23 protein-coding genes and 1 pseudogene are annotated in these 23,094 nt (G+C 68.7%); 21 read left to right on the top strand and 3 right to left on the bottom strand.

Annotation, left to right across the window (positions count from 1 at the left end; translation table 11 throughout):
• The first annotated feature begins 4 nt into the window (after positions 1 to 4).
• The 18 genes and pseudogenes from gspE to AC3A5T_RS04805 all read left to right on the top strand — a co-directional run bounded on the left by gspE (position 5) and on the right by AC3A5T_RS04805 (position 16,938).
• On the top strand, positions 5 to 1,738 hold the full coding sequence (gene gspE / locus AC3A5T_RS04890; protein ID WP_487627606.1) for a type II secretion system ATPase GspE: 1,734 nt from the start codon (positions 5 to 7) through the stop codon (positions 1,736 to 1,738).
• Positions 1,738 to 2,394 carry a dihydrofolate reductase family protein gene (locus AC3A5T_RS04885; protein WP_487627605.1) on the top strand — a complete coding sequence of 219 codons (657 nt, stop codon included), beginning with the start codon at positions 1,738 to 1,740 and terminating at the stop codon, positions 2,392 to 2,394. Before gspE ends, AC3A5T_RS04885 begins: the two co-directional genes overlap by 1 nt.
• Positions 2,391 to 2,567 carry a hypothetical protein gene (locus tag AC3A5T_RS04880; RefSeq protein WP_487627604.1) on the top strand — a complete coding sequence of 59 codons (177 nt, stop codon included), beginning with the start codon at positions 2,391 to 2,393 and terminating at the stop codon, positions 2,565 to 2,567. The genes AC3A5T_RS04885 and AC3A5T_RS04880 overlap by 4 nt, the downstream gene beginning before the upstream one ends.
• The gene (locus AC3A5T_RS04875) at positions 2,564 to 3,238 is read left to right on the top strand and encodes a hypothetical protein (RefSeq protein ID WP_487627603.1); all 675 of its coding nucleotides are present in this window, start codon (positions 2,564 to 2,566) and stop codon (positions 3,236 to 3,238) included. Before AC3A5T_RS04880 ends, AC3A5T_RS04875 begins: the two co-directional genes overlap by 4 nt.
• Before the next feature lie 13 nt (positions 3,239 to 3,251).
• Complete coding sequence (xpsF, locus tag AC3A5T_RS04870) at positions 3,252 to 4,469, top strand: type II secretion system protein XpsF (RefSeq protein WP_487627602.1); 1,218 nt, start codon at positions 3,252 to 3,254, stop codon at positions 4,467 to 4,469.
• Between the two features lie 56 nt (positions 4,470 to 4,525).
• Complete coding sequence (gene gspG, locus AC3A5T_RS04865; protein WP_332079470.1) at positions 4,526 to 4,963, top strand: type II secretion system major pseudopilin GspG; 438 nt, start codon at positions 4,526 to 4,528, stop codon at positions 4,961 to 4,963.
• 80 nt (positions 4,964 to 5,043) lie between these two features.
• The gene (xpsH, locus tag AC3A5T_RS04860) at positions 5,044 to 5,508 is read left to right on the top strand and encodes a type II secretion system protein XpsH (RefSeq protein WP_332079471.1); all 465 of its coding nucleotides are present in this window, start codon (positions 5,044 to 5,046) and stop codon (positions 5,506 to 5,508) included.
• On the top strand, positions 5,505 to 5,930 hold the full coding sequence (gene xpsI, locus AC3A5T_RS04855; protein WP_487627601.1) for a type II secretion system protein XpsI: 426 nt from the start codon (positions 5,505 to 5,507) through the stop codon (positions 5,928 to 5,930). Before xpsH ends, xpsI begins: the two co-directional genes overlap by 4 nt.
• Positions 5,927 to 6,562: a type II secretion system protein GspJ gene (locus AC3A5T_RS04850; RefSeq protein ID WP_332079473.1), complete on the top strand. Its 636-nt coding sequence runs from the start codon at positions 5,927 to 5,929 to the stop codon at positions 6,560 to 6,562. Before xpsI ends, AC3A5T_RS04850 begins: the two co-directional genes overlap by 4 nt.
• Entirely contained in the window at positions 6,559 to 7,416 is an 858-nt protein-coding gene (locus AC3A5T_RS04845) for a type II secretion system minor pseudopilin (RefSeq protein ID WP_332079474.1), read from the top strand. Before AC3A5T_RS04850 ends, AC3A5T_RS04845 begins: the two co-directional genes overlap by 4 nt.
• The gene (locus AC3A5T_RS04840) at positions 7,416 to 8,603 is read left to right on the top strand and encodes a PilN domain-containing protein (protein ID WP_487627600.1); all 1,188 of its coding nucleotides are present in this window, start codon (positions 7,416 to 7,418) and stop codon (positions 8,601 to 8,603) included. Before AC3A5T_RS04845 ends, AC3A5T_RS04840 begins: the two co-directional genes overlap by 1 nt.
• Positions 8,593 to 9,255 carry a type II secretion system protein GspM gene (gene gspM / locus AC3A5T_RS04835; protein WP_487627599.1) on the top strand — a complete coding sequence of 221 codons (663 nt, stop codon included), beginning with the start codon at positions 8,593 to 8,595 and terminating at the stop codon, positions 9,253 to 9,255. The genes AC3A5T_RS04840 and gspM overlap by 11 nt, the downstream gene beginning before the upstream one ends.
• Complete coding sequence (locus tag AC3A5T_RS04830; protein ID WP_487627598.1) at positions 9,245 to 10,093, top strand: hypothetical protein; 849 nt, start codon at positions 9,245 to 9,247, stop codon at positions 10,091 to 10,093. The genes gspM and AC3A5T_RS04830 overlap by 11 nt, the downstream gene beginning before the upstream one ends.
• A gap of 10 nt (positions 10,094 to 10,103) precedes the next feature.
• Entirely contained in the window at positions 10,104 to 12,389 is a 2,286-nt protein-coding gene (gene gspD, locus AC3A5T_RS04825) for a type II secretion system secretin GspD (protein WP_487627597.1), read from the top strand.
• A 27-nt stretch (positions 12,390 to 12,416) separates the two neighbouring features.
• Positions 12,417 to 13,250 (top strand): annotated as a pseudogene (locus AC3A5T_RS04820) (glycosyltransferase family 2 protein); the annotation flags it as partial.
• Positions 13,251 to 13,378: 128 nt separating this feature from the next.
• Positions 13,379 to 14,239: a glycosyltransferase family 2 protein gene (locus AC3A5T_RS04815; RefSeq protein ID WP_487627596.1), complete on the top strand. Its 861-nt coding sequence runs from the start codon at positions 13,379 to 13,381 to the stop codon at positions 14,237 to 14,239.
• A 3-nt stretch (positions 14,240 to 14,242) separates the two neighbouring features.
• Positions 14,243 to 15,430: a nicotinate phosphoribosyltransferase gene (pncB, locus tag AC3A5T_RS04810; RefSeq protein WP_487627595.1), complete on the top strand. Its 1,188-nt coding sequence runs from the start codon at positions 14,243 to 14,245 to the stop codon at positions 15,428 to 15,430.
• Between the two features lie 107 nt (positions 15,431 to 15,537).
• Positions 15,538 to 16,938, top strand: coding sequence for a CehA/McbA family metallohydrolase domain-containing protein (locus tag AC3A5T_RS04805; protein ID WP_487627594.1), 1,401 nt, complete (start codon positions 15,538 to 15,540; stop codon positions 16,936 to 16,938).
• A gap of 201 nt (positions 16,939 to 17,139) precedes the next feature.
• Here the strand turns inward: AC3A5T_RS04805 and pyrF are convergent, their stop codons facing one another.
• The 3 genes from pyrF to ettA all read right to left on the bottom strand — a co-directional run bounded on the left by pyrF (position 17,140) and on the right by ettA (position 20,498).
• Positions 17,140 to 17,970 (bottom strand): orotidine-5'-phosphate decarboxylase, encoded by an 831-nt coding sequence (pyrF, locus tag AC3A5T_RS04800; RefSeq protein WP_487627593.1) that lies wholly within the window; start codon positions 17,968 to 17,970, stop codon positions 17,140 to 17,142.
• Positions 17,971 to 17,980: 10 nt separating this feature from the next.
• The gene (map, locus tag AC3A5T_RS04795; RefSeq protein ID WP_332079483.1) at positions 17,981 to 18,718 is read right to left on the bottom strand and encodes a type I methionyl aminopeptidase; all 738 of its coding nucleotides are present in this window, start codon (positions 18,716 to 18,718) and stop codon (positions 17,981 to 17,983) included.
• A 118-nt stretch (positions 18,719 to 18,836) separates the two neighbouring features.
• Positions 18,837 to 20,498, bottom strand: a complete 1,662-nt coding sequence (gene ettA, locus AC3A5T_RS04790; protein WP_487627592.1) for an energy-dependent translational throttle protein EttA — start codon at positions 20,496 to 20,498, stop codon at positions 18,837 to 18,839.
• Between the two features lie 161 nt (positions 20,499 to 20,659).
• Here ettA and glyA point away from each other — a divergent pair, with 161 nt between their 5' ends.
• The 3 genes from glyA to nrdR are packed head-to-tail and all read left to right on the top strand — an operon-like array spanning position 20,660 to position 23,042.
• Positions 20,660 to 21,928 (top strand): serine hydroxymethyltransferase, encoded by a 1,269-nt coding sequence (gene glyA, locus AC3A5T_RS04785; RefSeq protein WP_487627591.1) that lies wholly within the window; start codon positions 20,660 to 20,662, stop codon positions 21,926 to 21,928.
• Between the two features lie 4 nt (positions 21,929 to 21,932).
• Positions 21,933 to 22,517: a hypothetical protein gene (locus AC3A5T_RS04780; RefSeq protein WP_332079486.1), complete on the top strand. Its 585-nt coding sequence runs from the start codon at positions 21,933 to 21,935 to the stop codon at positions 22,515 to 22,517.
• Positions 22,518 to 23,042 carry a transcriptional regulator NrdR gene (nrdR, locus tag AC3A5T_RS04775; protein WP_332079487.1) on the top strand — a complete coding sequence of 175 codons (525 nt, stop codon included), beginning with the start codon at positions 22,518 to 22,520 and terminating at the stop codon, positions 23,040 to 23,042.
• The last annotated feature ends 52 nt before the right edge of the window (positions 23,043 to 23,094 follow it).

Genomic DNA, 23,094 nt, shown 5'->3' with positions numbered 1-23,094 from the left:
TGCAGTGAATGCGGTGCTCGAGGATTCCACAGCGACGCCCGACACGCCCGAGGCGCGCATCGTCGCGCGCCTGCGCGCCAGCGGCCGGCTCAAGGATGTCGACCTGGCGCGCGCGCAGCGCCTGCACGCCGAAGCCGGCGGCAGCCTGCTGACCCTGCTCGGACGGCTCGGACTGGTGTCGGAACGCGACCATGCCGAAGCCTGCGCCGCCGAACTCGGCCTGCAACTGCTCGGCGCCAAATCCGTGCCGGAAGATCCGCCGGAACTCGTCGACGGCGCGCAACCGTTGTCGGTGCGGTTCCTGCGCCAGTTCCACGTGCTGCCGATCGGCGAAAGCCGCGGCCGCCTGCACGTGTGGATGTCCGATCCGCACGACGATTACGCGCTCGACGCCGTGCGGCTGGCGACCGGTTGCGACATCGCGCCCGCGGTCGGGCTGCGTTCGGAAATCGACGATCTGATCGAACGCTGGTATGGCCAGGGCCGCAGCGCGATGGGCACGATCATCGAATCGGCCGACGGCGAAGGCGGCGGCGACGTCGAGGATGTCGAGCACCTGCGCGATCTCGCATCCGAGGCGCCGGTGATCCGGCTGGTGAACCTCGTCATCCAGCGCGCCGTGGAACTGCGCGCGTCCGACATCCACATCGAGCCGTTCGAGAGCCGGCTCAAAGTGCGCTACCGCGTCGACGGCGTGCTGATCGACGGCGAGAGTCCGCCGGTGAACCTCACCGCGGCGGTGATCAGCCGCATCAAGATCATGGCGCGGCTCAACATCGCCGAACGCCGCCTGCCGCAGGACGGCCGCATCATGCTGCGCGTGCAGGGCAAGGAACTCGACCTGCGTGTGTCGACGATGCCGACCGCGCACGGCGAGAGCGTGGTGATGCGCCTGCTCGACCGCGAGACGGTGGTGTTCGATTTCTACCGGCTCGGCTTCACCGACGAGTTCCTGCCGCAGTTCAACAAGGTGCTCGACCAGCCGCACGGCATCCTGCTGGTCACCGGCCCGACCGGTTCGGGCAAAACGACGACGCTCTACACCGCGCTGTCGCAGCTCAACACGCCGGACGTCAAGATCATCACCGTCGAGGATCCGGTCGAATACCAGATCGAAGGCATCAACCAGATCCAGGCCAAGCCGCAGATCGGCCTCGATTTCGCGCACGCGCTGCGCTCGATCGTCCGCCAGGATCCGGACATCATCATGATCGGCGAAATGCGCGATCTGGAAACCGCACGCATCGCGATCCAGTCCGCATTGACCGGCCATCTGGTGCTCAGCACGCTGCACACCAACAACGCCGCTGGCGGCATCACCCGCATGCTCGACATGGGCGTCGAGGATTACTTGCTGACCTCGACCGTCAACGGCATCCTCGCCCAGCGCCTGGTGCGCAAGCTCGAGCCGACGCATCGCGTGCGCTACGCCGCATCGCCCGAGGAGATCGAACGCTTCGAACTGCGCCGCTTCCAGCCCGAGGGCGAGATCGTGCTCTATCGCCCCGGTCCGTCGAACGCCGCGCCGACCGGTTACCTCGGCCGCACCACGATCGTCGAGTTCCTGGTCATGAACGACACCCTGCGCCGCGCGGTGATGCGTCACGCGGGCATGGGCGAACTCGAACAGCTCGCCCGCGAATCGGGCATGCGCACGATGTACGAGGACGGCATCCTCAAGGCACTAGCCGGCGAGACGACGATCGAGGAAGTGCTGCGGGTGACGGAGGACGCGTGATGGCCGAGGTCCGGGTCGACAGCTTCGCCATCTCCATCGACGGGTTCGCGGCCGGCCCCGGTCAGTCGCTCGACGATCCACTGGGCGCCGGCGGCATGGCGTTGCACGACTGGTTCCGCCCGACACGCACCTTCCAGCGGCACGTGCTCGGCCAACAGGTCGGCGAGTCCGGCGTCGATGACGACTTCGCCGCGCGCGGCTTCGACGGCATCGGCGCGTGGATTCTCGGCCGCAACATGTTCAGCCCCTCGCGCGGCGCCTGGCCGGACGACGGCTGGCGCGGCTGGTGGGGCAACGAGCCGCCCTACCACTGCGATGTCTTCGTTCTTTCGCACCATGCGCGCGCACCGCTGGCGATGGCGGGCGGCACCACGTTCCACTTCGTCACCGACGGTCCCGAAGCGGCACTGGCGCTGGCACGCGATGCCGCGGGCGGCGCGGACGTGCGGATCGGTGGTGGCGCCGCGACGATCCGCCAGTTTCTGCAGGCCGGCACGATCGATCGGCTGCACCTCGCCGTGGCGCCCGTGTTGCTCGGGCGCGGTGAGTCGCTGCTGGCCGGGCTCGATCTGCCGGCGCTCGGATATCGTGCGACGCGGAGCGTTCCGGGCGAGCGTGCGATGCACGTGCTGATCGATCGGGTCTCCGGCGCATGACCCTCTACCGCGACAGAGCCCTCAGCGCCCGCGGCGAAACGCTCGATGGCCCGATGGGTGCCGGCAGCGAAGCCGAGGTCGGCGAGACGACGATCGTGGAAGTGCTGCGGGTGACGGAGGACGCGGGGAGATGCCGCCTGCACCGACGGATACGCCCGGAAGGCAGCCCATGAAGCTGGCAGGACTGGTGTGCGCGACGGCGGTGATGGTCGCGGCCTGTGGCGGCGATCGGGACGTGGATGGACGAGTCGCAGATGCCGATGCCCGCGTCGCGAACGGAAACGTCGAAGAGCGCGCTGATCTGACGGATCGAGATGTGTCGATCGATGCGACTGCGCCGCAGACCGGTGGCGCACGCGCAACGGGGCAACTCCGGACTGAAGGCGTGTCCACACGTCAGGCACAGGCCTCGCCGCGATCGCGTGATTCCATCGAATCACGGTTGCTGCAGGACGGCGCGCTGATGTCCGATACATTCGGAATCATCAACAATGGGCAGGCTTGGACAGATGCGGTCCGTGCGTTCGAGAACGATGGCCTGACCGATCCCGACGCAAGAGATCTGCACCAGTTGTTCGGCGACTGGCTACGCACATCGCTCGGCCGCCATGGTCTCGAGATATCCGGATTCGGCTGTGGGCGCAGCCTGTGTGCCGCGACGATCCCGCTCGCCGTGCCGGGCGCAGATGAACGGTACGCCAGGTGGTACGAAACGGACGCCAACGAGCCGCCAATGCCATTGCCGGTGTTTGCCCAGATGGCGTTCACCTGGCCAGGCGGTGCCAGCGAGATGCGGATCCTGTTCTCGACGGATCCGGACGTGGCAATGGTCAACGCGCCGTGAGAAACCCGTTCCCATGACCCTCTACCGCTACAAAGCCCTCAACACCCGCGGTGAAACGCTCGACGGCACGATGGATGCCGGCAGCGAAGCCGAGGTCGCGTTGCGTCTGCAGGAGCAGGGGCATCTGCCGATCGAGGCGCGGCCGGCGAGCGAGGCGCGGGCGGTCGAGGACTGGAAGGCCCTGTTCAAGCCCAAGCCGTTCTCGGGCCAGCGGCTGGTGCAGTTCACCCAGCAGCTCGCGACGCTGCTCAATGCGGGGCAGCCGCTGGATCGTGCGCTGACCATCCTGCTCGATCTGCCTGAGGAACCCGAAGCCAAGCGCACGATCACCGAGCTGCGCGATGCGGTGCGTGGCGGTGTGTCGCTGTCGACGGCGCTCGAGCGCCAGCACGGCACGTTCTCGCGGCTGTACGTGAACATGGTGCGCGCCGGTGAAGCCGGCGGCAGTCTCGAAGACACGCTGCAGCGCCTCGCCGATTACCTCGAGAGCGCGCGCCTGTTGCGCGGTCGCGTGGTCAACGCGTTGATCTACCCGGCGATCCTGATCGTCATGGTCGGCGCGTCGTTGATGTTCCTGCTCGGCTACGTGGTGCCGCAGTTCGCGGCGATGTACGACAGCCTTGATGCCGAGCTGCCCGTGTTCACCAAGATCGTGCTCGGTCTGGGCGAGTTCGTGCGCGACTGGTGGCTCCTGATGCTGGCGGTGCCGGTGATCGCGATCTACGCCTTCGTGCTGAAGCTGCGCGATGCGCGCTTCCGGTTGCGCTTCGACAGCTGGCTGCTGCAGCGGCGGATCTTCGGGCCGCTGGTCGCGCGCATCGAGACCGCGCGGATTGCCCGCACGCTCGGCACGCTGCTGCGCAACGGGGTGCCGCTGATCGCCGCGCTCGGGATCGGCCGCAAGGTGCTGAGCAACCTCGCGCTGTCGGCGGACGTGGAAGCGGCCGAATCCGAGGTCAAGAACGGCGTCGGCCTGTCGACGGCGCTGGGGCGCACCAAGCGGTTTCCGCGGCTCGCGATCCAGATGATCCAGGTCGGCGAGGAGTCCGGCGCGCTCGACGCGATGCTGCTCAAGACGGCGGACACCTTCGATCAGCAGACCGGCACGTCGCTCGACCGCATGCTCGCCGCCCTGGTGCCGGCGATCACGATGCTGCTCGCGCTCGTGGTGATGGTGGTGATCCTCGCGGTGCTGGTGCCGATCTACGACCTGACCAGCGTCATCGGCTAGGTTCAGCTGCGCAGCGTCATACAATGCGATCCAGATTCTTGAACGAGGCAGTGTCGATGCAGCACATCCGCAGATCGCGTCCCCTCGGCAGCCCGCGCAGCGCGCAGGGCGGCTTCAGCCTGATCGAGATCATCCTCGTCGTCGTCCTGATCGGCGGCATCGTGGCGTTCGCCGCGACCCGCATCCTCGGCGGCGGCGACCGCGCGCGCGTGAATCTCGCCAAGGCGCAGGTGCAGACGCTGGCCGAGAAGGTGCACCAGTACGAGATGGACACCGGCACGCTGCCCAATTCACTCGGCGATCTCGTCACCCAGCCCGGCGGCGCCAGCGGCTGGCTCGGCCCGTACGCCAAGGACGCCGAACTGCGCGATCCCTGGAACACGCCCTACGAGTTCGCGGCGCCAGGCAACAGCCAGCCGTTCGACATCGTCAGCTACGGCGCCGATCGCAAGCCGGGCGGCGACAGTGTGAACGCCGATATCCGCTACGAATAAGCACTCCGCGCGCCGTGGAAAGCGGCGCCGATGATGCTAGATTCCGGGGCTGCTCCCGCTCCGGAACGTCGCCGCGCCAGATGTCGCATCGCATCGCCAGGGTCCGCGGTTTCTCGCTGCTCGAAGTCCTGCTGGTCGTCGGCCTGATCGCCGTGACCGGGGTGCTGGCGGCCGCCGCCATGAGCGGCGGTTTCGATCGCATCGCGCTGCAGTCGACGAGCAAGACCATCGCTGCGCAGCTGCGTTACACGCGGGCACAGGCGATTTCGACCGGTGCGCCGCAGCGCTTCGTGATCGATCCGCAGGCGCGCACGTGGCAGGCGCCCAATGGTCGTCACGGTACGATTCCAGAACCGCTCGCGGTCGAGTTCACCGGCGCGCGCGAGCTGCAATCGAGCGACAGCGAAGGCGCGATCCTGTTCTTCGCCGATGGCGCGGCCACGGGTGGCCGGGTACGCGTGTTGCTGCGCGATGCCGCGTGGCAGGTCGACGTGGCCTGGCTGACCGGCGAAGTGCGTCTGTCCCGCGCGAACGCGACCGAATGAGTCATCGCGGCCAGCGCGGTTACACCCTGATCGAAGTCATCGTGGCATTCGCGGTGCTGGGCATCGCGCTGATGCTGCTGCTGGGCACCTTGTCGAACGGCACGCGCCAGGTGCGCTGGGCGGCCGATTCGGGACGCGCGGCGCTGCATGCGCAGTCGCTGCTCGATGGCCTCGGCATCGAGATTCCGGTGCTGCCGGGCAGCACCACCGGCGAATTCGAGAACGGACGCTATCGCTGGACGCTGGAGATCGCGCCCTACGTCGATCCGGCGATGCCGCCCGCGTTGCTCGATCCGAGCGGCCAGCAGCTGTTCGAGATCGCGCTCGCCGTGGACTGGGGCGAACGCGGTCCGCGCGAGCGTCTGCAGGTCCACACGCTGCGGCTGCGCGAACCGGATGTACTCGGAGCGCCGATGCCATGAGGCATGCGCGCGGATTCACGTTGATCGAAGTGCTGCTGGCGACGGTGCTGCTCGCAGCCGGACTGGCCCTGGCGCTGACCACATTGCGCGCCGCGACCGCGACCGTCGATCGCGGCGAGGCGCTGTCGCAGCGCACCGAACGCATGCGCGCGGTCGAAGGCTTCCTGCGTCGGCGCATCGCGTCCGCGCAGCAGATCGCGTTCCAGACCGACGAGAACACCGGCGAGATCTCGCAGTTCATCGGCGAACCCCAGCGCCTGCGCTTCGTCGCCGATCTGCCGAATTATCTCGGCCAGGGCGGGCCGCATCTGCACGACATCGCGGTCGACGAGGTGCGCGGTGCCCAACGTCTGACGGTCGCCTTCGGCATGGTGATGACCGGCCGCACGATCGAACCGCCGAGTCCGCGCCCGCCCGAGCCGCTGGTCGACGATCTGGTCGAGCTGCGCATGCGTTATCGCGGCTTCGACGACGCCGGCGCACTCGGCGAGTGGCAGGAGCGCTGGGGCCCGGCCGCGCTGCCGTTGCAGGTCGAGGTGCAGATCGAGACCGAGCGTGACGGCGCCTGGCCGACACTCGTCGTCACGCTGCCACAGGGCACCGGGCAGGCCGCGCCGGTGGCGATGCCATGAACGCGCGCACGCATCGCGGGGCGGCGCTGCTGCTGGTGCTGTGGCTGATCACGCTGCTGGCGGCGCTGGTCGGGGCGTTCGCGCTGACCGCGCGCATCGAACAGCAGCAGGGTCGCGTGCTCAGTCGCGGCGTCGCCGGCGACCAGGCCGCGCGCGCGGGCCTGGAATACGCATTGACCCGGCTGGCGATGGAGGACCCCGCGCTGCAGTGGCAGCCGGACGGACGTCCCTATGCCTGGCGGTTCCACGACATCGACGTGGCACTCGAGATCGTCGACGAAACCGGCAAGGTCGATCTCAATGCCGCCGACGGCCTGCTGCTCGCCGCGCTGCTGCAGACCACCGGCGCCGAGCAGAGCGTTGCGGTGCAGGTCGCCGGCGCGATCGTCGACTGGCGCGATGGCGACGATTTCGTGCAGGTCACCGGCGGCGCGGAAGCCGCGGATTACGCCAGCGCGGGGCGGCCCTACGGCGCCAAGAATGCGCCATTCGAAAGCGTCGCCGAGGTCGAGCAGGTGCTCGGCATGACGCCCGAGCTGTACGAGGCGGTCGCGCCGTATCTGACGATCTACAGCCGCCTGCCGTCGCCCGATCCGCAGTTCGCCGCCGCGCCGGTGCTGCAGGCGATGGGGGTCGACGCCGATCCGATCCTCGCGGCCCGCGACGCGACCGTTGCGCAACTCGCCGGTGCACTGCTGGGCAGTGGCAGCGGCACGTATAGTATCGAGAGCCAGGCGCGGCTTCCGGAGGGGCGGACCGCGCGGCTGCGGGCAGTCGTCAGAACCGGCGCTGGCGCCGTACCGGGCACGGCCTACACCGTGCTGCGTTGGGAGGAAGGAGCGTCACCACGATGATGTCCGCGACACCCGCAACTCCGGGCGAGACCGTGCCCGGCCGCCGCGCCTGGCGTCTGGACGGCCGCACGTCGGCGCGCGCCAGGACTTTCCTGTCGTGGTGGGGTGCGTCGCTGTCGGCCTGGCTGCCGGCGCGCGTGCGCGAACTGTTCGGCCTCGCCAGCCGTCGCCTGCTGCTGGTCGGCGACGGCGGCGACATCGTCCTGCGCCTGCAGGACGCCGACGGCGTACGCGACCTCGCGCACGTGCCGCGCGCCTCGTTCGACGACACCGAGGGCGATCCGCTGGCCGCGCTGCTCGCGCCGCGCACGATCGATCTGCCGCGCTGGTTGCTGCTGCCCGCACGCACCGGTCTGCGCCGGCGCCTGACGCTGCCCGAAGCCGCCGGCGATCGGCTGCACGATGTGCTGGGGTTCGAGATCGACCGGCAGACGCCGTTCGCCGCCGCCGATGTGCGTTACGACCATCGCGTGCTCGGCCGGCGCGGCGATGGCCAGATCGACGTGGAACTGGTGGTGGTGCCGCGCACCGCAATCGACGCGCAGCTCGCCGCGCTCGGCCCGCTGGCGCCGATGCTGGCCGGTATCGATCTCGCCGGCGACGCCGGCCCGTTGGGCGTCAACCTGATCGACGACGCGCGTCGTCGGCGACGCGAGGATCCACAGCGTCGCGTGCAGCTGATGCTCCTCGCGATCGCGGTGCTGCTGACCGCGTTTGGCCTGTGGCAGATGCGCGAGAACCGCAGCGCCGCCGCCGATGCACTCGAAGCACGCGTCGCCGCCGAAGCCACCCGTGCGCGCGCGGCATCCGCGCAGCGCCAGCAACTGACCGATCTGCGCGAAGGCATGGCCTTCCTGCAGGCGCAGCGCGCCGCGCGGCCGCTGACGGTCGCGGTGCTCGACGAACTCGCGCGCCGGCTGCCGGATTCCACGTCGCTGGAGAAGGCCGCGATCGAGGGCGACCGCGTGCTGCTGATCGGCCTGAGCACCGAAGCCTCGGCGCTGGTCGGGCAACTGTCGGGCTCCACGCTGTGGCGCGCACCCGCGCTCGCCGGTGCGCTGCAGAATGATCCGCGCACGCGCTCCGACCGTTTCACACTGACCGCCGAACTCGTACCGCCCGCGACTGCGCCGGCGCCCGCATCCACCCCGGCACAGGAGCCCGTGCGTGCGGACGATGCCCGATAGGCCCGTGTCGGCCCGCGACCGCTGGCTGGCGCTCGCGCTGCTGCTGGGCGTGCTGTTGCTGGGATACCTGCTGCTGATCCATCCGTGGTGGACGCAGCCCATGCGCGAACTCGGCACGCGTATCGACACGTTGCAGGAACGCGAGCTGCGCATCCGCCGTGAACTCGAGCAGGCGCCGCAGGTGCTCGCCGAACTTGAACGCGCGCGCGCGGCGATGGACGACACGCCCGGCTTCATGCCGCAGGCCGGTGTGGAACTCGCGACCGCGGCGCTGGTGCAGCGGCTGGAGAGCGCCGTGCTCGACGCGAGCCCCGGCAATCGCAGCTGCGCGATCAGCAACCGCTCGCCGATCGCCGGCCAGCGCAGCGACAAGTACCCGCGCGCGACCGTGCAGGTGCGCCTGCGCTGCGGCAATGCCGAGCTGGCGGCGGTGCTGCATTCGCTGGAGACCGGCACGCCGCGGCTGTTCATCGACAACCTCAACATCCTCAGCCAGCGGCACACGCTCGCGGCCGGTGCGACCAGTGGCGGTGTCGATGTGAGTTTCGATCTGTCCGGTTACGTGCTGCCGGCCCCCGGCGCGGCGCCGGCGGCCAATGCCGCCGCGCGTGCGCGCCCCGCGGCGACCAATGGAGGCGCCGATGCGGATTGACGCCACCAACGCGCGCACCTGGCTGGTCGCCGCGGTCGGCGGCTGGGCGCTGTTGTTCGCGCTGCTGTCGCTGGCCGGACTCGGCAGTCGCATCGGCACGCTGGAGGACGACGGCGTGGTCGCTGCGCCGATCGGTCCTGCGCCCGGCGACGCCTCGCCGGCGCCGCCGCTGTCGAGCTTCGACGAAGTCGCCGCGCGTCCGCTGTTCTCCGGCGACCGCCGTCCGCATCCCTTCTTCATCGATCCGCAGGACGAAGGCGAGGGGGCCGGCACGGGCTTCGACTACGTGCTGACCAGCGTGCTGCGCACGCCCGACTTCGCGATGGCGATCCTGCAGCCCAATGGCGGCGGCGAATCGATCCGGCTCAAGGTCGGCGAAGGTCCGCCTGAGGCCTCGAACTGGCTGCTCGATTCGGTGGATGCCCGCAGCGTGGTGTTCACCACGCCCGAAGGCCCGCGCACGCTGGAACTGCGCGTGTTCGACGGCAGTGGCGGACAGCCGCCGACACCGATGACACCGACACCGCCGCCGGATGGTCAATCGCCGGCGCAGGCCGCCTCGCGCCCGCCGCCGCCCCCGGCCACCGGCAGTCCGGGCGCCACGACAGGACGTGCCACCGCATCGGCCCGCGCCTCCGAGCCTGGCGGCAACGGACAGCCACGCGGCGCGGCTGCGCCGCAGACGACGCCCGTCGACGCGAGCGGCGGTGTCACGCCGGAAGCCGCGCCGGCCGCTGGCCCGTCCGAAGCCCAGGTCGAGGCGATCCGTCGCCGGATCGAAGAACGGCGCGCACGTCTGCGCCAGCAGCAACAGCAACCCAATTCCGCCCAGGACTAGACTCCCGTCGATGAAGCCTTCCCAGACGCCAGCCTTCCACCTCCGGGCGATCGCCCTCGGTACCGGCATCGCACTGCTCGCCGGCTGCGCCACCGCGCCGACCGCGTCGATGCGCCGCGATGCCGACCTGCGCCAGGGTGCGGAGGCGGGCACCTCCTCCGCCGACACCGCATCAGCGCCGGGCGCACGCACCCAGCCCCTGCTCGGCGACGACGAGCGCCCGCAGCCGCAGATCCGCCGCGGCAGCGGCACCGTGCTCAACCAGCGTGCCGCGTCCGCCGCGCCGCCCACGCTGGGCGCGACCAGCGGGCAGGCTTCGTTCAATTTCGAAGGCGAATCGGTGCACGCCGTCGCCAAGGCGATCCTCGGCGACATGCTCGGCCAGAACTACGTCATCGCGCCGGAAGTCCAGGGCACGGTGACCCTCGCGACGCCGCAGCCGGTGAGCGCGGCGCAGGCGCTGAGCCTGCTGGAGATGGTGCTGGGCTGGAACAACGCCCGCATGATCTACAGCGACGGCCGCTACAACATCGTCGCCGCCGACACCGCGCTGGCGACCGGCACCGTCGCGCCGCGCACCGGCAGCACCGGCGCCGCGCGCGGTTTCGAAGTCCGCACCGTGCCGCTGCGCTACATCTCCGCGACCGAGATGGAGAAGGTGCTCGAGCCGTACGCGCGTCCGAACGCGATCGTCTCCGCCGACAACGCCCGCAACGTCATCACGATTTCCGGCAGCCGCTCCGAGCTCGACAACTACCTGCGCACGATCGAGATCTTCGACGTCGACTGGCTGTCGGGCATGTCGGTCGGCGTGTTCCCGCTGCAGTCGGGCAAGGCGACGCAGGTCGTCGCCGATCTGGAAAAGGTATTCGGCCAGGACAGCGAATCGCCGGTCTCGGGCATGTTCCGTTTCATGCCGCTGGAAGGCGCGAACGCGGTGCTGGTGATCACGCCGCAGGCCGATTACCTCGGCGAGATCCAGCAGTGGCTGGAGCGCATCGACAACGCGGGCCAGGACCCGAAGCTGTTCTCCTACGAACTGAAGTTCATCAAGGCCCGCGAGCTCGCGCAGCGCCTGTCGGAAGTCTTCGGCGGCGGCAGCGGCAGCAGTGGCGGTCAGGATGCAGCCTCGCTGATGCCGGGGCTCACCGGCAACACGCTGCGTACCGGCGGCACGGATGGTTCGTCCGGTCTGGACAGCGGCAGTGGCAGCAGTTCCGGCCTCGGCAGCAACAACCGCGGCGGCGGCGCGGGCATGGGTCGCGGTGGCAGCGGTGGCGGAAGCGCCAACATCGGCCAGATGCAACTCAGTGAGCAGCAGGACGGGCCGAGCAGCGTGACGCTGGAAGTCGAGGGCGATCGCGTCGGCGTGTCGGCAGTGGACGAGACGAACACGCTGCTGGTGCGCACGACGCCCGCCGCGTGGCGCTCGATCCGCGATGTGGTCGAACGGCTCGACGTGATGCCGGCACAGGTGCATATCGAGGCGCAGGTGGTAGAGGTTGCGCTGACCGGCGCGCTGGAATACGGCGTTAACTGGTTCATCGAGAAGGGCATGACCGACAACGGCTTCGGCCCGTTTGGTCCGCCAGGTGCAGGGCAGGGACTCGCGGGGCCGACCAGCTGGAGCACGCTCGGTGCGAGCATCGGCGGTGTCTCGGGTTCGGGGCTCGCATGGTCGCTCGTCAAGAACGACGCGGCGGCAGTGATCCGCGCGCTGGATGAAGTGACAGATGTGCAGATACTGCAGTCGCCATCGGTGTTCGTGCGCAACAACGCCATGGCGGAGTTCAATGTCGGCGCGAGCATTCCGATCTCGTCGAGCAGCGTGAATCCGATCCTCGGTGACAGCCAGTACACGCAGGTCCAGTACATCGAGACCGGCACGATCCTCAAGGTGCGCCCGCGCGTGACCCGCGACGGCATGGTGTTCCTCGACATCGTGCAGGAAGTCAGTTCGCCCCAGCCGCAGAACACCGCCGATTCGCAGGGCAACGTACGCATCGATACGCGTCGGCTCAAGACCGAGGCCGCGGTGCAGGCGGGTGACACGGTGATGCTGGCCGGACTGATCAGTGACCAGGTCGGCCGCACCTCGGGTGGCCTGCCGGGCCTGAGCCGCATTCCGGTGATTGGCAGCCTGTTCGGCTCGCAGACATCGCGCACCGAACGCAGCGAAGTCATCGTGTTGCTGACGCCGACCATCGTGCGCAATCCGCTCGAGGCGCGTCAGCTGACCGACGAGTACGGGCGCCGTTTCCGCGCGCTGCAGCCGCTGCAGCGTCCGCAGGACTGAGGGCCGCGATGCGCGGAGATGCTGCGCATGGCTGAGTTGCCGGTGATCCTGCTGCCGGTCGGGCACGACGACGATGCGCTCGACGCGTGCCTGGCCGCGCTCGATGCCGGCACCCCGGCGGGCACGCGGATCTGGCTGGCCGACGACGCGCGCATCGGGCCGCGTGGCGCGGAGATCGTGCAGCGCTGGCTCGCCCGCACGCCGCTGCAGGCCGATTACACCTGCCGCCAGCGTTCGATCGGCGAGGTCGCGCATCTCGACGACGTGCTGCGCGCGTGCGGCGATGCCGACGTCGTCGTGCTCGCACCCGATGCGATTCCCGCGCCGGGCTGGGCCAACGCGCTCGCCGCCTGCTTCGCGCGCGATGCCTCGATCGCGACCGCGACGCCGTGGTGCAACGCCGGCGAGTCCGCGGCCTGGCCGCGGATCGGCGAGATCAATCCCGTGCCCGATGCACCCGCCCGTCTCGCGCGTGCCTGCCAAGCGCTCCCGCCGCTGTATCCCGAACTGCCGGCTGCGATCGGCCACGCGGTGCTGCTGCGCGGCAATGCGCGGCGCAAGGCCGGCGGTCTCGATGCGTCGAGCTACCGCTCCTGGTACGCCGCCCTGATCGACCTGTCGCTGCGCATGGCCGGCCTCGGCTGGCGCAATGCGCTGTGCGAAACCGCGTTCGTGGCGCGCGGCGGCGAAGGCGGGCCGGCCGACGGCGACATGGATGCGCTCGCGGTGCGCTGGCCGGCGTGGCATTCGCGGCTGGCGACCTTCCTGATGCAGGACCCGCTATACGCGACACGGCTGGCGCTGAAGCAGGGCTTCGATGCGCTGGAGAACGCGCCGGCGCAGCAGCAACTGTTCGAGGCGGACGACGTGGCTGATGCGGTCGATGATGCATCACCGGTTGCCGTGTCCCACCCGGGCGACGACGGCACCACACACGCTGCACCCGGCGCAGCGGACAATGTCGCTTCCACCGACGACTCGCCACCGAAGTGACCGCTGCAGTTTCCACCACGTCCGACATCGTTGCCGTCGTCGTCACCCATCGCAGCGGCAGCACGATCGACGCCTGTCTGACACGCCTGCGCGCGGCCGACGGCGTCGCGCAGATCCGCGTCGTCGACAACGCATCCGACGACACCACGCTGGCCATCGTGCAGCGGCACGCCTCGCTCGACCCGCGCGTGCACTTCATCGGCAATCCCGACAATCCCGGCTTCGCCGTGGCCTGCAACCAGGGCGCGCGTGACGGTGACGCGCCGTGGATCGCGTTCGTCAATCCGGATTGTCTTGTCGATGTCGAGACGCTCGCGCGTCTGCGGGCGCACGCCGGGGCGCTGGCTGCGCCATGCCTGCTGGGCACCGAACTCGTCGGCGAAGACGGCGCGCGCGATCCCGCCGCGCGGCGTCGCGATCCGGACTTCGCCGCGATGCTGCGCGACCCGCAGGCCCGCGTGCTCGCCGTGCCACGCGATGCCACGCAGCCGCTGCAGCGCGTACAGGCGGTCTCCGGCGCGCTGATGCTGCTGCCGCGCACGCTGTTCGACTGCATCGACGGTTTCGATACCGGCTACCGGCTGCATGCCGAAGACCTGGACCTGTGCCGGCGCGCGCGCGAGGCGGGCGCGGTGGTCGCGGTCGCCAACGACATCGCCGTGCTGCACGTGCGCGGCGTGTCCAGCCGCTCGCGGCCGGTGTTCGTCGAATGGCACAAGCATCGCGGGTTGTGGCGGTATTTCCGGCGTTTCGAAGCCGCGCATCGCAGTTGGCCGCAGCGCGTCGCGGTGTGGGCGATGATCTGGGCGCGCTTCCCGATCGCGGTGCTGCGCCGCGCCGCGCAGGCGGCAGGCTGACCGATGGCCGCGATCGCCTCCCTGCTCGACACCGATCTCTACAAGTTCACGATGATGCAGGCGGTGCTGCACCAGCACCCCGGCGCGGTCGTGCAGTACCGCTTCAAGTGCCGCACGCCCGGCATCGATCTGGCGCAGTGCATCGACGAAATCGATGCGGAGATCGATGCGCTGTGTGCGCTGCGTTTCACCGCCGACGAGCTGGCCTACGTGCGCGCGCTGCGGTTCGTGAAACCGGACTTCGCCGACTTCCTCGGCCTGTTCCATCTCGACCGCAAGTACATCGATCTGCGCGCCTCCACCGATGTGCCGGGCGAGATCGCGCTCGACATCACCGGCCCATGGCTGCACACGATCCTGTTCGAAGTGCCGCTGCTGGCGATCATCAACGAGGTCTGGTTCCGCAACACCACGCAAGCCGATTTCGCCGAGGGCGAGCGGCGTCTGCAGGCCAAGGCCGCGCTGCTGCGCGATGTCGCCGGTTACGAGGATTGCCGGATCGCCGACTACGGCACGCGCCGCCGCTATTCGCGGCATTGGCACGGGCACATGCTGCCGCTGCTGCGCGATGCGCTGGGCGACCAGTTCGTCGGCACCAGCAACGTGCACTTCGCGCGCATCCACGGTATGACGCCGCACGGCACGATGGCGCACGAGTACCTGCAGGCGTTCCAGGCGCTGGGACCGCGGCTGCGTGATTCGCAGGTCGTGGCACTGGATTCGTGGGCGCACGAGTACCGCGGCGATCTCGGCATCGCGTTGTCGGATGTCGTCGGGCTGGATGCATTCCTGCGCGATTTCGACATGTACTTCTGCAAGCTCTTCGACGGCGTGCGCCACGATTCGGGCGATCCCTTCGTCTGGGGCGACCGGATGCTCGCGCACTTCGCCGACAACCGCGTCGATCCGTCGAGCAAGATCCTGGTCTTCAGCGATGGCCTGGATATCGACAAGGTCAAACGCCTGCATGCCTACTTCCGCGGGCGCTGCAAGCTGGCCTTCGGCGTCGGTACGCACCTGACCAACGATCTGGGGCCGACGCCGCTGAGCATCGTCATCAAGATGGTCCGCTGCAACGGCCAGCCCGTGGCCAAGCTCAGCGATTCGCCCGGCAAGAGCATGTGCGACGACCCCGGCTATCTGACCTATCTGCGCCAGGTGTTCGGGCTGCCGGCCGACACCGCGGCCTGATCGCCGCGCACGAAACCCGCGCGGGTTTCATCGGGATGACATGGGGCTGCGGTGGAATACGCGGTTGCGGCGTGTCGCGCCGTGTTCCTCCATCGTCCGGATTCCGCATGACCCTCCACCTTGCTTCTTCCCGGCACGCGCGCCGCGCGTCCTGTTCCGTCCTGTTGCTGGCCCTGATGGGCAGCGCCTCGGCCACCGATCGCGACGATGGCCGCGCCTGGCGCGCCGGCGATCATCACGTCCACAGCGAGTGGAGTGTCGAGTGGGATACGTCCACCTCGCCGCCGACACCGATCCGAGGCGGCGATTCGCCGTACTCGCGCACGCGCAATGCCGAGGAAGCACGTCGACACGGTCTGGTGTGGATGGTGCACACCGATCACGGCGGCCCGAACCATTCGGCGGTGACGCACGATTCGGCGTGGCCGGCGCTGCAGCAGGCGCGCAACGATGTGCCGGAGGTGCTGCAGTTCCACGGCATGGAGTTCGACGTGCCGGCCGGCGAACACGCCTCGCTGATCATGGCGCCGGGCGCGCACGAGAACGCGATGCTGGTCGATCTGGAGCGGCGCTTCAGCCGCCGCGAAGTGGACGACGACGCGCGCGACACGCCGGAGGCGATGCTCGCCGCGCTGCGCCACATGCAGGCGCAGCAGCCGCAGCCGTTGATGTTCGTCAATCATCCGGCGCGCACCGCGACCGGGATCGGCGTCTGGAGCAAGGTCGACCCGCAGGAACTGCGCAACTGGCAGGACGCCGCGCCGGACGTCCTCGTCGGCATGGAAGGCGCGCCCGGCCATCAGGCCGACCGCCGCCATCGCGGGCTGTACCGCAACGATGCCGCGAAGACCTGGGGCGGCTTCGACCAGATGACCGCGCAGCTCGGCGGCGTGTGGGACACGCTGCTCGCCGAGGGCCGGCGCTTCTGGATCACCTCGACGTCGGACTCGCATCGCAACATCGACATGGGCGGCGCGGACTTCTGGCCGGGCCAGTACAGCAAGACCTATGTGCTGGCGCGCCACGACGGCGCGGACATCTTTGACGGCCTGCGCCAGGGCCGCATGTTCGCGGTGACCGGTGACCTGATCGACACGCTCGACCTGCAGGTCGACACCGATGGCACGGCGCCGGCCACGATGGGCGGCACGCTGCACGTCGCTGCCGGTGCGCAGCTGACGGTGCGCGTGTCGGTCACGGTGCCGGACGGCGCCAATTTCAATGGCGACCGCAATGCGATCGACCATATCGACGTGATCGCCGGGCAGGCGTCCGCCGACGGCACGCCGGACATGACCGTCCACACCGTGCGCGCCGCGCAGTGGCAGCAGACCGGCAACCGCATCGCCTTCGATCTCACGCTGCCGGCGCCGGAAACACGTGGGTTCGTGCGCGTGCGCGGCACGTCGAACGCGCAGATCGAGCCGACCCCGGACGCCGCCGGCGAGGATCCGTGGCAGGACCTGTGGTTCTACTCGAATCCGGTATTTATCGAGGTTGCGCGCTGAGGCTTTTGGCGCAAGCCAACGAAACCAGAAGATGGGGCACCTCTCCCTCTGGGAGAGGTCGGCGCGCGGAGCGCGTCGGGTGAGGGCAGGAAACCACAGTGGTTTCCACGGCACGCGCGCGATAAAGCCGCCCTCACCCCACCCTTTTCCCCGGGGGAGAGGGGGCTCTGACCTGCAGGTTCGTCTGGAGCTTGCGCGCGCTCAGCGACAGCGGTTGATCGCATCCCGCAACGTGCGCGCCTCGCGCGCCGCCGCGTCCGCGTAGTCGTTGCCGTTCGACGCGTAGAGGATCGCGCGTGACGAACTGACCATCAGGCCGGTGCCGTCGGCGGTCTTCGCATGCGTGACCACCGCTTCGACATCGCCGCCCTGCGCGCCGACACCCGGCACCAGGAACGGCATGTCGCCGACGATCGCGCGCACTTCGCGCAGCTGTTCGGGCCAGGTCGCACCGACCACGAGTGAGACGTTGCCATGGCCGTTCCAGTCGCGCGCGATGGTCTCGGCAACGTGCTGGTACAGCGGACGCGTGGCACCGTCGTGCGCGACCGGCAGGTCCTGCAGATCGGCGGCGCCCGGATTCGAGGTGCGGCACAGGATCACGACGCCCTTGTCGCTGCGGTCGAGGAAGGGCTGCACCGAATCGCGACCGAGGTAGGGATTCACCGTCACCGCATCGGCGTCGAAACGCGCGAAGGCCTCGGCGACGTAGCGCTGTGCGGTGCTGCCGATGTCGCCGCGCTTGGCATCGAGGATCACCGGCACGCCCGGGTGCGCGGCATGCAGATGCGCGATCAGTCGCTGCAGCGCGTCTTCGGCGCCCAGTGCGGCGAAGTGCGCGATCTGCGGCTTGAACGCGCAGGCGTACTCGGCGGTCGCATCGGCGATGTCGCGGCAGAACGCGAATACCGCGTCGGCATCAGCGGCGAATCGTGCGGGAAACTTCGCCGGCTCGGGGTCGAGGCCGACGCAGACGAGCGTCTCGGCGGACTGCCAGCGCGCACGCAGCGCCTGCATGAAGGTGTGCGTCATGGAACGGCTCTCAGGTGACGATGATCGGCGCGCCGTGGGTGACGACGACCGTGTGTTCGAACTGCGCCCCGAAGCCCTTGGGGCAGATCAGCGACCAGCCGTCGTCCAGGTCTTCGGTGCGCGTGGCGTGGGTCGCGAGGAACGGTTCGACCGTGATCACCATGCCGTCGTGCAGGCGGCGGGTGTCGCGGGGATCGAAATAGCCGGGAATCGAACCGGGCGATTCGTGCAGTGCCCGGCCGACGCCGTGGCTCTGCAGGTTGCGGATGATGCGGAAACCGCGGCGCGCGGCAACGGTCTCGATGGTGCGGCCGATGCTGGAGAGCAGTTCGCCTGCACGCAGCTGGGCGATGGCGGCATCGCGCGCTTCGCGCGTCGCATCGAGCAGACGCTGCTGCGCGGCGCTCGCGGTGCCGACGACGAAGCTCGCGCCGGTGTCGGCGAAGAACCCGTCGAGTTCGGCGGAGACGTCGATGTTGACCAGATCGCCTTCTTGCAGCGGCGTCGCATTGGGGATGCCGTGGGCGACGACGCGGTTGACGCTGATGCAGGTCGCGGCCGGGAAGCCGTAGGTCAGCACCGGCGCGGACTGTGCACCGGCGTCGCGCAGCATGTCGGCGCCGATGGCGTCGAGTGCGCGCGGCGTCGTGCCGGCCAGTGCCTGCTCGCGCATCGTCGTCAGGATGCGCGCGACGAGTGCGCCGGCGCGCTTGAGGCCTTCGAGTTCTGCCAGGGTCTGGATGGTCATGCGGGGCTCCCGGTTGTCTGCGCTGCCCTCACCCCAACCCCTCTCCCGGGGGGAGAGGGGCTCACGTCCGCCAGGCATCGGGTCCGCGCGTACCTGCGCGGATCCCGACCCACGACGATTACTTCAGCGCCTTGAACCGCAGACGCTTCGGACCCGCGTCGTCGCCCATGCGGCGGCGCTTGTCTTCCTCGTACTCGCGATAGTTGCCCTGGAAGAACTCGACGTGGCTGTCGCCTTCGAACGCGATGATGTGCGTGGCGATACGGTCGAGGAACCAGCGGTCGTGCGAGATCACGAACGTGTTGCCGGGGAACTCGAGCAACGCGTCCTCGAGCGCACGCAGGGTTTCAATGTCCAGGTCGTTCGACGGTTCGTCGAGCAGCAGCACGTTGCCACCCTGCAGCAGGGTCTTGGCCATGTGCAGGCGACCGCGCTCACCACCCGACAGCGTGCCCACCAGCTTCTGCTGGTCCTGGCCCTTGAAGTTGAAGCGGCCGATGTAGGCGCGCGACTGGATCTCGATGCCGTTGATGTTGAGGATGTCGAGGCCGCCGGCGATTTCCTGGAAGACGTTGTGGTTGCCCTCCAGCGCGTCGCGGCTCTGGTCGACATAGGACAGCTGCACGGTCGGGCCGACGACGATCTGGCCCGAATCGGGCTTTTCCTGCCCGGTGATCATCTTGAACAGCGTGGACTTGCCGGCGCCGTTGGGGCCGATGATGCCGACGATCGCGCCCGGCGGAATGATCATCGACAGATCGTCGATCAGCAGGCGGTCGCCGAACTTCTTGCTGACGTTCTTGAACTCCATCACCGAGTTGCCCAGACGCTCGCCCGGCGGGATGAAGATCTCGTTGGTCTCGTTGCGCTTCTGGTATTCCTGCGACTGCAGCTCTTCCAGACGGCCCAGGCGCGCCTTGCCCTTGGACCGGCCGCCCTTGGCGTTCTGGCGCGACCATTCCAGTTCCTTCTGGATCGCCTTCTGGCGGGACTTCTCCTGGTTGTCTTCCTGCTTCAGGCGCTCGTCCTTCTGCACCAGCCACTCGGTGTAGTTGCCCTTCCACGGAATGCCGCGGCCGCGATCGAGTTCGAGGATCCACTCGGCGGCGTTGTCGAGGAAGTAACGGTCATGGGTGACCGCGACGACGGTGCCGGTGTAGCGCGCGAGGAACTGCTCCAGCCACTCCACCGACTCGGCGTCGAGATGGTTGGTCGGTTCGTCGAGCAGCAGCATGTCCGGCTTCTGCAGCAGCAGGCGGCACAGCGCGACGCGGCGCTTCTCGCCGCCCGACAGGTTGCCGACCTTGGCGTCCCACGGCGGCAGGCGCAGCGCATCGGCGGCCACGTCGAGCTGGTTTTCCAGCGTGTGCGCATCGCCCGCGGCGAGGATCGCCTCCAGGCGCTCCTGTTCCTTGGCCAGCGCGTCGAAATCGGCGCCTTCCTCGGCGTAGGCGTCGTAGACCTTGTCCAGTGCGGCCTGGGCCTGCAGCACTTCGCCCACGCCTTCCTCGACCGCCTCGCGGACCGTCATCTCGGGATCGAGCTGCGGCTCCTGCGCCAGGTAGCCGACCTTGGTGCCGGCCTGCGGACGGGCCTCGCCTTCGAAATCGGTGTCGACGCCGGCCATGATCTTGAGCACCGTCGACTTGCCGGCGCCGTTGAGGCCCAGCAGGCCGATCTTCGCGCCCGGGAAGAACGACAGCGAGATGTCCTTGATGATCTGCCGCTTCGGCGGGACCACCTTGGACACGCGATTCATGGTGTAGATGTATTGCGACATGGGGGCTCCGGTTGTGCCGGCCCGCGCCGGGGCCCGGTCGGGCGGCGTCGGGTGAGGAAAGGATGGCGACGATTATAACGGCTCGCGCCCGGTGGGGCCGCGCGCCGGGCGGGCCGGCGCTACAATGGCCGGCCTCGCCGTTCACTGTTCCGGAGCCCTCGATGTTCCAGCGCGACGCCCGTCTCGAAAGCTTTGACCCCGAACTCGCCCAGGCCATCGCGAACGAGGTCCGCCGCCAGGAAGACCACGTCGAGCTGATCGCCTCGGAGAACTACTGCAGCGCGCTGGTCATGGAGGCGCAGGGCGGCCAGCTGACCAACAAGTACGCCGAAGGCTATCCGGGCAAGCGCTATTACGGCGGCTGCGAGTACGTCGACATCGCCGAGCAGCTCGCGATCGACCGCCTCAAGCAGCTCTTCGATGCCGACTACGCGAACGTGCAGCCGCACTCGGGCTCGCAGGCCAACCAGGCCGTCTACTTCGCGCTGCTGCAGCCGGGCGACACCATCCTCGGCATGTCGCTGGCGCACGGCGGTCATCTGACCCACGGCGCCAAGGTCAACGCATCCGGCAAGCTATTCAACGCGATCCAGTACGGCGTCGACGATGCCGGCCTGATCGATTACGACGAGGTCGAGCGCCTCGCCGTCGAGCACAAGCCGAAGATGGTCGTCGCCGGCTTCTCCGCGTATTCGCAGATCGTCGACTGGGCGCGTTTCCGCGCGATCGCCGACAAGGTGGGCGCGTACCTGTTCGTCGACATGGCGCACGTCGCCGGCCTCGTCGCCGCGGGCGTCTATCCGACGCCTGTGCCGCACGCGCACGTCGTCACTTCGACCACGCACAAGACCCTGCGCGGTCCGCGTGGCGGCATCATCGTCGCAAGCCAGCAGGGCGCCGGCGAGCAGTTCGACGAGATCGCCAAGAAGCTGCAGTCGATCGTGTTCCCCGGCATCCAGGGCGGCCCGCTGATGCACGTGATCGCCGGCAAGGCGGTCGCGTTCAAGGAGGCGCTGGAGCCCGCGTTCAAGACCTACCAGCAGCAGGTGGTCAAGAACGCGCAGGCGATGGCCAAGGTCATCATCGAGCGCGGCTACAAGATCGTCTCGGGCGGCACCGAGAACCATCTGATGCTGGTCGACATGATCGGCAAGGACGTCAGCGGCAAGGACGCGGAAGAAGCCCTCGGCCGCGCCCACATCACCGTCAACAAGAACTCCGTGCCGAACGATCCGCGCAAGCCCTTCGTGACCTCGGGCCTGCGCCTGGGCACGCCGGCGGTGACCACGCGTGGTTACGTCGAGCAGGACTGCACCGATCTCGCCCACTGGATCTGCGACGTGCTCGATGCATCGAAGGACGAAGCCGTCATCGCCACCGTGCGCGACAAGGTCGCCGCGCAGTGCGCGAAGTATCCGGTGTACGTTTAGTCGAATGAGTTGGTCTGGCGACAAGACGGGCGATGTCTACAGGCTCCTTTCCATTGTGGTCGGGGCCTTCGCGCCCCTGAGCATCCTCACAGCGCTGTTCGGCTTCCTGGCGTTCGGTGCCAGCTTTGTCTTGGCCCTGAACGATTTCGGTGATTTCGATACATGGTTCTTCGCCGCGCTGGTGACAGTCTGGCCGCTTGCCGGCTTGGTCGGCATCGCCAGCTGGGCATATCTCTCGCTTCGATTCTGGCGGGGGAATTCCAGTTATCTGCGGCGTGCGCATGGGCTGTGGTGGGTGGGGCTCGCACTGGGTGTGCTCGCGGTGGCGCCTCTTGCGGTCATGAGTTGGGCGGGGCTCGTCCAGCAGTTGCGAATCGGCCCTCCGACCCTCATTTTTTTGCCATCCCTCGCGGCGCGGATCGCCACGCTGGATGGCCTTTTGCTCGCATCAGCGTTCCTGGTACACCTTCGCCTGCGAGCGATGGCACCGGCGTTGGATAGCGATGCACCCCAGCCTGATGGTGCAGGTGGTCCGGGGTATGCAGACGCCACCCTTCAAGAGCTGATGCAACGAGAAGCGGTCCGATAGATGCATTGCCCTTTCTGCCAGCACACCGACACCCGCGTGATCGATTCGCGCGTGTCCGAGGACGGCGCGACGATCCGTCGCCGCCGCGAGTGCGAAGCGTGCGGGGAACGTTTCAGCACGCTGGAGACGATCGAGCTCAAGCTGCCGACGATCATCAAGGGCGACGGGCGGCGTGAGCCGTTCGATGCGCGCAAGCTGCGTCTGAGCATGGATCGCGCGCTGCACAAGCGTCCGGTGTCGGAAGAGCAGATCGAGGCGACGGTGCGCGCGGTCGTGCACCACCTGCGCATGACCGCCGAACGCGAGGTGTCCTCGCGCCGGGTCGGCGAGTTCGTCATCGCGGAACTGCGCAAGCTCGACCACGTCGGCTTCGTGCGGTTCGCGTCCGTGTACCGCTCGTTCGAGGACGTCGCCGATTTTCGCGAAGAGCTCGACCGGCTCGAACGTGATCTGCCGGGCGATGGCCAGCTGCCGTTGCTCGAAGGCGAGACGGCGCCGGCCGGCAAGGGCCCGCGCAGGCGCTGAGTACCGGCATCGGGCGCGAGGTGATCTTGCTGCACGCGGACGCTGTCCAGGC

The organism is Luteimonas sp. Soil_C_16 (assembly GCF_057657295.1).
This window is presented reverse-complemented; position numbering and strand designations above follow the sequence as displayed.

Coding starts and splice junctions, on each gene's coding strand:
- AC3A5T_RS04885 (WP_487627605.1), top strand. CDS start 1,738: ATGGCCGAGGTCCGGGTCGACAGCTTCGCCATCTCCATCGACGGGTTC.
- AC3A5T_RS04880 (WP_487627604.1), top strand. CDS start 2,391: ATGACCCTCTACCGCGACAGAGCCCTCAGCGCCCGCGGCGAAACGCTC.
- AC3A5T_RS04875 (WP_487627603.1), top strand. CDS start 2,564: ATGAAGCTGGCAGGACTGGTGTGCGCGACGGCGGTGATGGTCGCGGCC.
- xpsF (WP_487627602.1), top strand. CDS start 3,252: ATGACCCTCTACCGCTACAAAGCCCTCAACACCCGCGGTGAAACGCTC.
- gspG (WP_332079470.1), top strand. CDS start 4,526: ATGCAGCACATCCGCAGATCGCGTCCCCTCGGCAGCCCGCGCAGCGCG.
- xpsH (WP_332079471.1), top strand. CDS start 5,044: ATGTCGCATCGCATCGCCAGGGTCCGCGGTTTCTCGCTGCTCGAAGTC.
- xpsI (WP_487627601.1), top strand. CDS start 5,505: ATGAGTCATCGCGGCCAGCGCGGTTACACCCTGATCGAAGTCATCGTG.
- AC3A5T_RS04850 (WP_332079473.1), top strand. CDS start 5,927: ATGAGGCATGCGCGCGGATTCACGTTGATCGAAGTGCTGCTGGCGACG.
- AC3A5T_RS04845 (WP_332079474.1), top strand. CDS start 6,559: ATGAACGCGCGCACGCATCGCGGGGCGGCGCTGCTGCTGGTGCTGTGG.
- AC3A5T_RS04840 (WP_487627600.1), top strand. CDS start 7,416: ATGTCCGCGACACCCGCAACTCCGGGCGAGACCGTGCCCGGCCGCCGC.
- gspM (WP_487627599.1), top strand. CDS start 8,593: ATGCCCGATAGGCCCGTGTCGGCCCGCGACCGCTGGCTGGCGCTCGCG.
- AC3A5T_RS04830 (WP_487627598.1), top strand. CDS start 9,245: ATGCGGATTGACGCCACCAACGCGCGCACCTGGCTGGTCGCCGCGGTC.
- gspD (WP_487627597.1), top strand. CDS start 10,104: ATGAAGCCTTCCCAGACGCCAGCCTTCCACCTCCGGGCGATCGCCCTC.
- pncB (WP_487627595.1), top strand. CDS start 14,243: ATGGCCGCGATCGCCTCCCTGCTCGACACCGATCTCTACAAGTTCACG.
- AC3A5T_RS04805 (WP_487627594.1), top strand. CDS start 15,538: ATGACCCTCCACCTTGCTTCTTCCCGGCACGCGCGCCGCGCGTCCTGT.
- pyrF (WP_487627593.1), bottom strand. CDS start 17,970: ATGACGCACACCTTCATGCAGGCGCTGCGTGCGCGCTGGCAGTCCGCC.
- map (WP_332079483.1), bottom strand. CDS start 18,718: ATGACCATCCAGACCCTGGCAGAACTCGAAGGCCTCAAGCGCGCCGGC.
- ettA (WP_487627592.1), bottom strand. CDS start 20,498: ATGTCGCAATACATCTACACCATGAATCGCGTGTCCAAGGTGGTCCCG.
- glyA (WP_487627591.1), top strand. CDS start 20,660: ATGTTCCAGCGCGACGCCCGTCTCGAAAGCTTTGACCCCGAACTCGCC.
- AC3A5T_RS04780 (WP_332079486.1), top strand. CDS start 21,933: ATGAGTTGGTCTGGCGACAAGACGGGCGATGTCTACAGGCTCCTTTCC.
- nrdR (WP_332079487.1), top strand. CDS start 22,518: ATGCATTGCCCTTTCTGCCAGCACACCGACACCCGCGTGATCGATTCG.